The sequence below is a fragment of the Geobacillus proteiniphilus genome, assembly GCF_001908025.1.
GTDB classification, from domain to species: Bacteria; Bacillota; Bacilli; order Bacillales; family Anoxybacillaceae; genus Geobacillus; species Geobacillus proteiniphilus.
Map to the genome: position 1 here is coordinate 1 of NZ_MQMG01000077.1, position 11,283 is coordinate 11,283.

At 53.6% G+C, this 11,283-nt stretch carries 16 protein-coding genes and 1 riboswitch; of the genes, 1 reads left to right on the top strand and 15 read right to left on the bottom strand.

The window, feature by feature from the left end; all coding sequences use genetic code 11:
* The 6 genes from sufB to BRO54_RS17610 form a co-directional block, all read right to left on the bottom strand.
* The coding region (gene sufB / locus BRO54_RS17585) for a Fe-S cluster assembly protein SufB (RefSeq protein WP_074044762.1) at positions 1-794 on the bottom strand (794 nt) is incomplete at its 3' end.
* Between the two features lie 22 nt (positions 795-816).
* A complete protein-coding gene (gene sufU, locus BRO54_RS17590; protein ID WP_074044763.1) occupies positions 817-1,251 on the bottom strand; it encodes a Fe-S cluster assembly sulfur transfer protein SufU in 435 nt (144 codons plus the stop codon).
* Entirely contained in the window at positions 1,241-2,461 is a 1,221-nt protein-coding gene (locus BRO54_RS17595; RefSeq protein ID WP_074044764.1) for a cysteine desulfurase, read from the bottom strand. The genes sufU and BRO54_RS17595 overlap by 11 nt, the downstream gene beginning before the upstream one ends.
* Positions 2,458-3,768, bottom strand: coding sequence for a Fe-S cluster assembly protein SufD (sufD, locus tag BRO54_RS17600; protein WP_074044765.1), 1,311 nt, complete (start codon positions 3,766-3,768; stop codon positions 2,458-2,460). The genes BRO54_RS17595 and sufD overlap by 4 nt, the downstream gene beginning before the upstream one ends.
* Positions 3,769-3,785: 17 nt before the next feature.
* Positions 3,786-4,565, bottom strand: a complete 780-nt coding sequence (gene sufC, locus BRO54_RS17605) for a Fe-S cluster assembly ATPase SufC (RefSeq protein ID WP_011232465.1) — start codon at positions 4,563-4,565, stop codon at positions 3,786-3,788.
* A 235-nt stretch (positions 4,566-4,800) separates the two neighbouring features.
* Entirely contained in the window at positions 4,801-5,163 is a 363-nt protein-coding gene (locus BRO54_RS17610; protein ID WP_074044767.1) for a carboxymuconolactone decarboxylase family protein, read from the bottom strand.
* Positions 5,164-5,743: 580 nt separating this feature from the next.
* Between BRO54_RS17610 and BRO54_RS17620 the strand changes: the two genes are divergently transcribed.
* The gene (locus BRO54_RS17620; protein ID WP_014196683.1) at positions 5,744-5,935 is read left to right on the top strand and encodes a hypothetical protein; all 192 of its coding nucleotides are present in this window, start codon (positions 5,744-5,746) and stop codon (positions 5,933-5,935) included.
* 127 nt (positions 5,936-6,062) lie between these two features.
* Here BRO54_RS17620 and BRO54_RS17625 read toward each other — a convergent pair whose 3' ends face one another.
* The 9 genes from BRO54_RS17625 to BRO54_RS17665 form a co-directional block, all read right to left on the bottom strand.
* Positions 6,063-6,914, bottom strand: coding sequence for a MetQ/NlpA family ABC transporter substrate-binding protein (locus tag BRO54_RS17625; protein WP_014196684.1), 852 nt, complete (start codon positions 6,912-6,914; stop codon positions 6,063-6,065).
* 15 nt (positions 6,915-6,929) lie between these two features.
* Positions 6,930-7,598, bottom strand: a complete 669-nt coding sequence (locus BRO54_RS17630) for a methionine ABC transporter permease (protein ID WP_011232468.1) — start codon at positions 7,596-7,598, stop codon at positions 6,930-6,932.
* Positions 7,588-8,616: a methionine ABC transporter ATP-binding protein gene (locus BRO54_RS17635; RefSeq protein ID WP_011232469.1), complete on the bottom strand. Its 1,029-nt coding sequence runs from the start codon at positions 8,614-8,616 to the stop codon at positions 7,588-7,590. The genes BRO54_RS17630 and BRO54_RS17635 overlap by 11 nt, the downstream gene beginning before the upstream one ends.
* Positions 8,617-8,703: 87 nt before the next feature.
* A riboswitch (SAM riboswitch) is annotated at positions 8,704-8,813 on the bottom strand.
* Between the two features lie 73 nt (positions 8,814-8,886).
* Positions 8,887-9,234: a hypothetical protein gene (locus BRO54_RS17640; RefSeq protein WP_025039296.1), complete on the bottom strand. Its 348-nt coding sequence runs from the start codon at positions 9,232-9,234 to the stop codon at positions 8,887-8,889.
* A 145-nt stretch (positions 9,235-9,379) separates the two neighbouring features.
* Positions 9,380-9,697, bottom strand: a complete 318-nt coding sequence (locus tag BRO54_RS17645; RefSeq protein ID WP_011232471.1) for a thioredoxin family protein — start codon at positions 9,695-9,697, stop codon at positions 9,380-9,382.
* Positions 9,694-10,053 carry a toprim domain-containing protein gene (locus BRO54_RS17650; protein WP_011232472.1) on the bottom strand — a complete coding sequence of 120 codons (360 nt, stop codon included), beginning with the start codon at positions 10,051-10,053 and terminating at the stop codon, positions 9,694-9,696. Before BRO54_RS17650 ends, BRO54_RS17645 begins: the two co-directional genes overlap by 4 nt.
* Before the next feature lie 98 nt (positions 10,054-10,151).
* Positions 10,152-10,388 (bottom strand): YusG family protein, encoded by a 237-nt coding sequence (locus BRO54_RS17655; protein ID WP_011232473.1) that lies wholly within the window; start codon positions 10,386-10,388, stop codon positions 10,152-10,154.
* A 75-nt stretch (positions 10,389-10,463) separates the two neighbouring features.
* On the bottom strand, positions 10,464-10,847 hold the full coding sequence (gene gcvH / locus BRO54_RS17660) for a glycine cleavage system protein GcvH (RefSeq protein WP_011232474.1): 384 nt from the start codon (positions 10,845-10,847) through the stop codon (positions 10,464-10,466).
* Between the two features lie 96 nt (positions 10,848-10,943).
* A partial coding sequence (locus BRO54_RS17665; RefSeq protein ID WP_074044766.1) for an arsenate reductase family protein occupies positions 10,944-11,283 on the bottom strand: 340 nt, incomplete at its 5' end.

An 11,283-nucleotide genomic window follows, 5' to 3' on the forward strand; every position in this document is an offset into this window, starting at 1 on the left:
GCCCAGTTTTGGATCGTCGTGTAGCGGCAGTAGGCGCCTTTTTTGACGATGATTTCCACAACCGCGCTATGGAGCGAGTTCGTCGTGTAAATCGGCGCTGTGCAGCCTTCGACGTAATGGACGTGAGCCCCTTCGTCCACGATGATGAGCGTCCGTTCAAACTGCCCCATGTTTTCCGAGTTGATGCGGAAGTACGCCTGAAGCGGCGTATCGACTTTGACGCCTTTCGGGACGTAGATGAACGAACCGCCCGACCAGACGGCCGAGTTGAGCGCGGCAAATTTGTTGTCCGTCGGCGGCACGACTTTGGCGAAATACTCGCGGAACAAGTCTTCGTTTTCCTTCAGCGCCGAGTCGGTGTCTTTAAAGATGACGCCGAGTTTTTCGAGGTCTTCTTTCATGTTGTGGTAGACGACTTCCGATTCGTATTGCGCCGAGACGCCGGCCAAATATTTTTGTTCCGCCTCTGGAATCCCTAATTTATCGAACGTCGCTTTGATCTCCGCCGGCACTTCATCCCACGAGCGGCCCGATTTTTCCGTCGGCTTGACGTAGTACGTAATTTCATCGAAATCGAGGCTTGACAAGTCGCCGCCCCATTGCGGCATCGGTTTGCTGTAGAAGATGTCGAGCGCTTTTAAGCGGAACTCGAGCATCCATTGCGGCTCGTTTTTCATCCGCGAAATTTCTTCGACGACTTCGCGCGTCAGGCCGCGTTGGGCGCGGAAGACGGAGACGTCTTTATCGACGAAGCCGTACTTGTATTCACCGATTTCCGGGGCTTTTTTCGCCATCTCGGTTCACCTTCCTTCATGTTCATGATTGTTGCAGCCCTTTTTCGAGCGCTTTCCACGCCAAGGTTGCGCATTTAATGCGGGCTGGAAATTTAGAGACGCCTTGGAGCGCCTCGATGTCGCCAAGATCGACCGAATCGTCGTACTCTTTCCCTTGGATCATGTCGGAAAAAATGTGGGCGAGCCGAAGCGCTTCCTCCACCGTTTTTCCTTTGATCGCCTGCGTCATCATCGACGCCGACGACATCGAAATCGAACAGCCTTCCCCTTCAAACTTGACGTCGGCGACTTTTCCGTCTTCGACTTTCATCGTCAAGTGGATGCGGTCGCCGCACGTCGGGTTGTTCATGTTGACATCGACGTTCGTTCCTTCAAGCACCCCGCGGTTGCGCGGGTTTTTATAATGATCCATAATGACTTGGCGGTAAAGCTGATCCAACGGATGGTTAGAAGACATGGCTGAAGTACTCCTTCGCTTTCTGTAATGCCGCAATGAACCGATCGATTTCTTCTTTCGTATTGTACAAGTAAAAACTTGCCCGGGCGGTCGCCGTCACGCCGAGCCATTTCATGAGCGGCTGGGCGCAATGGTGGCCGGCGCGGATGGCGATTCCTTCGGCGTCAAGGACAGTCGCCACATCGTGCGGATGCACCCCGTCGATGTTGAACGTGACAAGCCCCGCCCGCTCTTTCGGGCCATAGACGGTGACGCCTTCGATGTCCGCCATTCGTTCAAGCGCATATTGCGCCAGCTCATGCTCATGGGCGGCGATGGCGTCCAAGCCCACTTGTTCAAGGAAATCGATCGCTGCACCAAGGCCAATCGCCCCGGCAATGATCGGCGTGCCGCCTTCAAACTTCCACGGCAGCTCTTTCCACGTCGAGTCGTACAGCTCGACAAAATCGATCATTTCGCCGCCGAACTCGATCGGCTCCATCTGCTCAAGCCATTTCTTTTTGCCATATAATACGCCGATTCCCGTCGGCCCGCACATTTTATGGCCGGAAAGGGCGAGAAAATCGCAATCAAGTTCCTGAACATCGACCTTCATATGCGGAGCGCTTTGCGCCGCATCGACGACGACGACCGCCCCGCGCTCATGGGCGATGCGGGCGATCTCCCGCACCGGGTTGATCGTCCCGAGCACGTTGGACACATGGGCGATGGCGACGATCTTCGCCGCTTTGGTGATGGTCGCCTCAACATCGCGCAAATCGATCGTGCCGTCTTCCTGCAGCGGAATGTATTTCAGCGTTGCGCCCGTTTGTTTTGCCAGCTGCTGCCATGGGATTAAGTTGCTGTGATGCTCCATGTACGTGATGACGATCTCGTCGCCTTCTTTGACATTGGCGCGCCCGTAGCTTGAGGCGACCAAGTTGAGCGACGCCGTCGTGCCGCGCGTGAAGATGATTTCCTGCGCCGATTGGGCGTTTAAAAACCGCCGCACTTTTTCGCGCGCGCCTTCGTACGCGTCGGTCGCCTTCGTCCCGAGCGTATGGACGCCGCGGTGGACGTTCGAGTTGTACTCGCGGTAGTAGCGGTCAAGCGCCTCAATCACCGGCAGCGGCTTTTGCGACGTCGCCGCGCTGTCAAAATAGACGAGCGGATGGCCGTTCACTTGCTGATGCAAAATCGGAAACAACGCGCGAATTTCATTGACATTCATGATTGAACTTTCCTTTCAATCACTTCAATTAATTGGTTTTTCACGCCTTCAAGCGGAATCGCCTCGACAACCGGCGCCAAAAAGCCGTGGATGATGAGCCGTTCCGCATCGCGTCTCGGAATGCCGCGGCTCATCAAGTAATACAATTGAATCGGGTCGATGCGGCCGACCGACGCCGCATGGCCCGCCATGACATCGTCTTCATCAATGAGCAAAATCGGGTTCGCATCGCCGCGCGCTTTTTCGCTCAGCATCAAGACGCGCGACTCCTGCTCGGCGTTTGACTTCGACGCGCCGTGCTCAATTTTGCCGATGCCGTTGAAAATCGAGGTCGCGCTGTCGCGGACGACGCCATGTTTTAAAATGTAACCTTCCGTATGCTTGCCGTAATGGACGACGCTGGTCGTAAAGTTTTGCACTTGCTCGCCGCGGCTGACCGCGACCGTTTTCGTATCGCCGAACGAGCCGTCGCCGACAAGGCGGGTGATGTTCTCGGAGACCGTGTTGCCGTCATTCATCAGCCCGAGCGCCCATTCGATCCGTCCGTCGCGCCCAGCGATGCCGCGCCGATTGACATACGTCGTTGTGCCTTTCGCCAAATGGTCGACGGCGGCGAAAAAGACGCTTGCGTTCGCTTGGGCAAACACCTCGGCGACCACATTGACGACCGCTTTTCCTTCTCGGCTTGCCGATATATAGTTTTCGACAAACACGACGCGGCTGTTGTCTTCCGCGACAATGATCACGTGGTTAAACAAGGCGATGTCGTCTTCGTCTTGAATATAGACCGCCTGAAGCGGCGTTTCAATCTCCACGTTTTTCGGGACATAGACAAACACGCCGCCGTTGAGCAGCGCCGCGTGGAGCGCAACGAGGCGGTGCTCATCCGGCTTGACCGCTGTCATAAAATAGTTTTTCAGCAAGTCGCCATGCTCGCGCGCTGCCGTGAAGATGTCGGTAAAGATGACGCCTTTTTCTTTTAATTCATCGGACAGCGACACATACGCCGGCGTATGGTTGCGCTGCACGTACAAGTTTTTCGTTCCTTCGCCCGCTTCAATGAGCGCCTTGACCGCTTCCGGCAAATCGTCTAAGGCAGCATACGGCGCGCTGTCGACCGTGTGGCGGGCAAACTCGGTGAAATTCCATTTGTCAATTTTCGTCTTCTCCGGTTTCGGAAGCGGCAGCCGCTCCGTCAGCTCGAGCGCCTCAAGACGCCGCGCCGTCAGCCAATCCGGCTCGCCGCGCCCGCTTGAGAACGTGCGGATGTATGTTTCATCGAATGGGATTTTCGTTTCTGTCGCCATAATCCTCCTCCTAACGCTTACGCTTCTTGTCCGACCGTTTCGTCTTCGATGCCAAGCTCTTTTTTGATCCAGTCGTACCCTTCCGCCTCAAGCCGCTGCGCCAGTTCCGGACCGCCGGACTTGACGATGCGCCCTTGCATCATGACGTGCACGTAATCCGGCGTGATGTAGTTCAACAGCCGTTGGTAGTGGGTGATGATCAAACAGCCGAACTCGCTGCTGCGCATTTCGTTAACGCCTTTGGCGACAATTTTCAGCGCGTCAATGTCCAATCCGGAGTCGATCTCGTCCAAAATGGCGATTTTCGGCTCAAGCATCATCAGCTGCAAAATTTCGTTCCGCTTTTTCTCCCCGCCCGAGAACCCTTCATTCAAATAGCGGTGCGCCATATCCGGATTCATTTCAAGAAACGCCATTTTTTCATCAAGCTTGCGGATGAATTTCATGAGCGAAATTTCGTTGCCCTCGCCAAGCCGGGCATTGATCGCAGCGCGCAAAAAGTCAGCGTTCGTCACCCCGCTGATTTCGCTCGGGTATTGCATCGCCAAAAACAGGCCGGCGCGCGCCCGCTCGTCGACTTCCATCTCGAGGACATCTTGGCCGTCAAGCGTCACCGATCCTTCTGTCACTTCATATTTCGGATGGCCCATAATGGCCGATGCCAGCGTCGATTTCCCCGTTCCGTTCGGACCCATGATGGCGTGGATTTCCCCGCCTTTGACTTCCAAGTCAACTCCTTTTAAAATTTCTTTTCCCTCCACGGCGACGTGGAGATTGCGAATCGTCAAGACTGCCATGCAACATACCTCCAATTCCCGATTGAGAGTCATCCTAGCTCGCTGGTCTTCTAGCGATCGCTCATTCTCATTTTATTCTCATTACAATTTTATAACAAATGAAAACTGTCTGCAACTTTCCCGCTCTGTTTTCACTATGACCGTGTGAAAAAACAGCGCCTTTTATTATTTTACACGAAAACCGCAAGCTTGTACGAGTTTTTGCAAAAAAAAAAGACCCCGTTTTTTCCGGAGTCTAGTGAGTCGTCCGCAGCTCGCGGAGGCATTCTTGCACGAGCGTCACCGCCTGGCTCATCGCCGCCCCGCCGCCAAACGCGGCCGCCACCGCGCACGCTTCCAAAATTTCTTGTTCGGACGCTCCTTCATCGAGGCAGCCTTTCGCATGGTAAATCGTGCAATATTCATCCTGCGTCGTCAAGCTGATGCCAAGGGCGATCAATTGTTTTTCTTTTTTCGACAGCGCTCCCTCAGCAAAACAAGCTTCCGTAAATGCGTTAAACCGTTCCGCCACATTCGGAAGTTTTTTGGTGAACGCCCCAATTCCCTCTTTGTAGCGATGAAGCGCGGATTCGACCGATGCATGTGTTCCGTTGTTCATCATCATTTTCCTCCCTTTGTTCGTTTCTGCTGTTAGTATGCGTCAACTACCCCCACTTCGCTAACGCTTGAAGTGGGGGCTTGCAACTCCCCAGAAGTGCAAACGGACTTCGTCCTCCTTCCTTGACTTGGGGTTGCATCAGGGGGCAGGTTGACGACTACCCAACGACGCAGGTCATGCCTGCATCGTTACCGATTCTCTCGGTGTGTCTGTTGGCAGTACTTGGCTTCCACACACAACAGACGGACCTACGCTCGATGTTTTACGGTTGCAGCGTTTCCTGCAACCAACTCCATACATCGAGCAGCCGTTATTGGAGTGCCTTTATTTAACAGTTTTCTCCACGTCTTTATTCTATCATACACAAAAGAAAGGGGGAACGAGCATTCCTCTCCCACTTACTCCCTTTGGTCGTTGAAGTGGGAGTCTCCTGCGCGAAATAGGATGAAGGAAAACGAAATTAAACAACGAATGGTATTGAAAGGGTGTGGAAACACCACCGTTTCGCGATCATAGATGGAACGTCATGATGAAAACCGCCTGTTCTGTTCAACTTCCATCATCAATACAAAAGGGGGAAATGCGATTGATTCGTTGGGTTGTCTTTGCCTTAACAGCCGCTTTCGCTTCGTTTTTGACGTGGATCATCATCGGCAACACCCTCGGTGAACAGGGAGACGGCGCCTTCAGCTTAACGGCTGTGATCGTCCTGCAAAACTGCGTCATCATCGTTATGCTCGCCGCCGTACTGGCGCGTTTGAACGGCCGATGAAGAGCGGAGAAACAGGTCGGCCGCGGCGCCCTCGGATTCAGAATCGTTTTAACCTTTGCTGCTTTCTTTTCGTTTAAGGGGAGCGGCTTTTTGGGGACAAAAAAGAAACGGAAGCGAAACGCTCCCGTTATTGATTGTTTTCCGCCGCTGGAATGACGGCGCCGTGGTATTTTTCTTTAATGAAATCTTGGATTTCTTTCGATTGCAGCACTTCGACAAGCGTTTTGATTTCTTTCCGGTTTTCATCGCCTTTGCGCACCGCAATAATGTTCACATACGGATTGTTTTTCGGCGACTCAACGGCGATCGGGTCTTTCGCCGGGTCCAAACCGGCGTCAAGCGCATAGTTGGCGTTGATCAGCACCGCATCGCCTTCGCCGTTTTTGTAAATTTGCGGCAGAAGCCCGGCGTCGACATCGGCCTTAAATTTTAAATGCTTTGGATTTTCGATGATGTCATTGACTGTCGCTTTCGTTTTATCGACGCCCGGTTTCAATTTAATGAGCCCTTTTTCTTGCAGCATCGATAAAATGCGGCCATGGTCGGCGACCGAGTTGCTCATGATGATCGTCGCGCCGTCCGGCAGTTCTTCAATGCTTTTGTATTTTTTCGAGTATAAGCCGATCGGCTCGATATGAATGCCGCCGGCGTTGACGAAATCATAGCCGTACTCTTTCTTTTGCGATTCCAAATACGGAATGTGTTGGAAATAGTTTGCGTCGATTTGCTTCTCAGCCAGCGCTTTGTTCGGCAAGATGTAATCTTGGAACGTAATGATCTCCAAGTCGATGCCTTTTTTCTTCAAAATCGGTTTCGCTTTTTCCAAAATTTCCGCATGCGGCACGTTCGACGCACCGACTTTCAACTTCACCAATTTGCCGTCTTTGCCGCCTTCCGCGCTGTCGTTATTGTTGCCGCCGCATGCCGCCAAAGCGAGCACGAGAATGGCGGCGAGCAACACACCCAACCATTTCTTCATCAGTTGTTTCCCCCTTTATCGTTTATCGATTTTCGAAGTGACAAAGTCACCGATCAGCTGAATGATAAATACAATGACCAACACCAATACGGTTGCGACAAATGTCACATCGTTATGGTTGCGCTGGAACCCTTCCAAATACGCCAAGTTCCCAAGCCCGCCGGCGCCGATGGCTCCAGCCATCGCTGTATAGCTGACGAGCGACACCGCCGTCACCGTAATGCCGGAGACAAGCGCCGGCAATGACTCCGGCAGCAGCACTTTCCAAATGATCGTCCACGTTGAGGCGCCCATCGCTTGGGCTGCTTCGATGACGCCTTTATCAATTTCGCGAAGAGCGATTTCGACCATGCGGGCGTAAAACGGCGCGGCCCCAATGACCAAAGCCGGCAGCGCCGCATTGGCGCCAAGCATCGTCCCGACGAGCCATGTTGTAAACGGAATGAGCAAAATGATCAAAATAATAAACGGAATAGAGCGGAAAATGTTCACAAACGCAGCAATCACTGTATTGACAAACCGGTTTTCCCATAGGTTGCCCTTCGCTGTCAAAAATAGAAGCAAGCCAAGAACGATTCCGAGGACGAAAGTGGCCGCCACCGCCACTCCCGTCATATACAGCGTCTCGACCGTCGCCGCCCACATCGTCTCCCATTGCACGTTCGGCAGGAGGTTAGCGAGCATCGTGAATCACCTCCACCGCTACTTGCTGGCGTTGAATATAGTCAAGCGCCCGGTCGATTTCATCCCTCGCCCCGTCGAGGTGCACGAACAGCACCCCATAGGCGCCTTGATGGGTTTGCGAAATTTTCCCTTGCAAAATGTTGACATCGACGGCAAACTGACGCACCACTTCGGTGATGAGCGGCTTTCCGGCTGCCGCGCCGACGAACGTCAGCTGCGCGATCAGCCCGCTCGGGTATTGGCCAAACAAATGGGAAATCGCCTCTTCCGTCTCCTCGGGCTCGATCAGCTGCTTGACGAACCGTTTCGTAATCGGTTGCTGCGGGTTGCGGAACACATGCAGCACTTCGCCTTGCTCGACGATTCGGCCGCTTTCCATCACCGCAACGCGGTCGCAAATTTTGCGGATGACGTGCATTTCATGGGTGATCAGCACAATCGTCAGCCCGAGACGCTTGTTGATGTCAACGAGCAAGTCCAAAATCGCATCGGTCGTCTGCGGGTCCAACGCCGATGTCGCCTCGTCGCACAGCAAGACTTTCGGGTTGTTGGCGAGCGCCCGGGCGATGCCGACCCGCTGCTTTTGCCCGCCGCTCAGCTGCGACGGGTAGGCATCCTCGCGCCCGGAAAGGCCGACAAGCTCGATCAATTCATCCACCCGCTTGTTCCGCTCCTCTTTCGGGACGCCGGCAATTTCAAGCGGAAAGGCAATGTTTTCCCTGACTGTGCGAGACCAAAGCAAGTTGAAATGCTGGAAAATCATCCCGATTTCTTGGCGCGCCTTGCGCAGCTCCCGCCCTTTCACGCGCGTCATATCGCGCCCGGCGACGACCACCCGGCCGCTCGTCGGCTTCTCGAGCCCATTGAGCAAGCGGATGAGCGTGCTTTTCCCAGCGCCGCTGTAGCCGATAATGCCGAAAATTTCTCCTTCGCGAATCTCAAGCGACACATTGTCGACTGCCGTGACCGAACCGTTGGCCGCTTGATAGATTTTCGTCACTTGTTCGAGTGTAATCATCGTTTCACCTTCCTCCCCAAGCGGCAGAGCGCAAAAAGAAAACCTTTCTGCCCGCAGAGAACAGAAAGGTATTGTGCACCATTCCGTCTCTTATCTCTCAAAGCAGGCCGCTTTGTGTGAATTGGCACCATTTCAGCACATGCGCTGACGGTTGCCGGGCTTCATTGGGCACATCCCTCCACCTCTCTTGATAAGAGCGCAACAATCGCCTATTCAATTGACTACGAATGTGATTGTATCATTGTCTGTCGAAGCGTGTCAACATCTTTTTTATCCGACGTCCCGATAAGGCTTGGCCAAATGGAGGAGCGATTCAAGAAGCAAAAGCTGGCGGAAGCTTCCTGACACGTGCACTTCACGCAACCGGACGAGCTGCTGCAGCTTCAGTTCGCCGTTCAGCAGGGACGCGAGCGCCTCTTTGGAACCGCGCACCGTCAATGTTTTCCGTTCATCGTTTTCCATCCCTCTAGCGGCTGATTCCTTGCCGATCAACAGCAAGGCGGTTTCGTCATCGCTTTCAAACCGAACATACAGCTGCTCATCCGGCAAAATCGGCACCAAATGGCGCAACACTTGCATCCGTTCCACGAACTGCCCAACTAATTCACGCATTTCCATGGATATCCCCTCCCCCATTTTTATTTTTTCACTTCCACCTGAAGAGGAGAAATCCTTTACAAAAATCTCGACAACCCGTTGACGAACGAGCGCCGTTTTTGTCATTTCCCAAGAAATGTGTCAAACAGCGTCAAAAAAAGGCGAATCATCGGGACGGCAAGCAGGCTTGAATCACTTCGTACAAATACGGAACGGAATGAAAGGCATACCACTTGCCTGCGACCGTTCCGTCCCTAAAAAGAAGCAGGCAAGGAACGCTTTCAATTTTCCACGCAACGGCCTGCTCAGGGATATAGTTGATGTCCGTTTCGTAAAACGGCAGCGCCGGAAACAACTGCTCCACCACCGTGAGCATCCGCCGCGCCAGCTGGCACGTGCCGCACAGCGGGGTATACAAGTAAAGGGCCAGAAGCGGCTCGACTTCCACCACTCGCATGACATCGTTTCGGTCGATCGCTTTCACTCGCCTCTTCCCCTCATGAGCGATTCGATGCGGACGTCGAAACGAGCGCGCAACAGCACTTGCGCCAAGTGCCAAGGCGGAGCGGCCGCCACTTCGCGATACGCCCGGTCAATGTAAAGATGCTCCGCCTCTGGAAACATGCGGCGAAACTGCCGGCGCAATTTTTCTCCCGCCTCATCGGCATCGGCCAAGACGTATACATCGCATCCTTCCAGCTCATCGGCCAGCTCCTCAAGGCGCGCATCACTGATCGTGCCGTTTGTGCAGACGATGACGACTGGTTCGTTCAGCACCGCCGCCACTTTTTGCTTGTCTGATCGCCCTTCGACGATGATCACTTTTTCCACGCGTCGCATGTCCGACCCACCTAACTTCAAATGAGGATACTATTATTGTATGTCTTGCGCCGGCCAAATGTTGAAAATGAAAAGCAACGGCCATCCACCGTTGCCTTTCAACACCAGCCCGCTTCCCCGTCGCAATCGACATATTTTTGGTCCGGCTCAACGGTAGCGGTCACCTGTTTGTAAATTCTTCCGTTTTGTTCGGTATACCCCTTTTTCAACGGGACGGCCGCCGGAAGCGGAAGGCGCCCGATGAGCTCTCCTTCCTCGTACAACTCCAGCGAGCGGCCGTTCAGTTTGCCGATGATCCGGTCCGTGACATCTATGCGCGTCGTTTGCAGCGCCATCGCGAGCACCCCTTTTTTCAATCAAATTCCGGTATGTATAGAGTGCCCGAATCGAAGCGAAGATTGCAGGAACGTTTATCCTTCGTTGATCATCGCCTCGTATTGTTCCGCCGTCAACAAATTGTCGATTTCGCTCAAATCATTCGGTTTGACGACGATCATCCACGCTTTGTCATACGGCGATTCGTTCACGTACTCCGGATGGTCATTTAACGCCTCATTCACTTCAACGACCGTGCCGCTGATCGGCGCATACAATTCCGAGACCGTTTTCACCGATTCAACGCTGCCGAACGGCTCGTTCGCCGTAACCTCTGCGCCGACTTCCGGCAGCTCGACAAAGACGATGTCGCCAAGCTCTGATTGGGCGTAATCCGTAATGCCGATGCGCACGTTCTCTCCTTCCACGCGCACCCACTCATGCTCCTTTGTATAGCGAAGTTCTTTCGGCGTGTTCATCGTATCCCTCCATTGCGACAAAATGTATATTCCTTTTCATCATAACCGATTTTCCGCAAAAACTCACTGAATTCACCCGATTTTGCAAAAAATTTTTTATGTCCCCGCCGCGAAAAACGCCTCGTATTCTTGTTCGCGAAAGCCCACGACGACCCGCTCGCCGTCCGTCAAAATCGGCCGTTTGACCAACATCCCGTCCGAGGCGAGCCAATCGAGCATCTCGTCTTCCGATGCGCGGTCGAGCTTGTCCTTCAAGCCAAGCTCGCGGTATTTCATCCCGCTCGTGTTGAAAAATTTTTTGAGCGGCAGCCCGCTTTGACGGTGCAAACGGGCGAGCTGCTCTTTCGTCAGCGGCTCGTCGACCAAATGCACCGTTTGCACCTCAATGCCGTGTTCATCCAACCATTTTTTCGCCTTCCGGCACGTTCCGCATTTT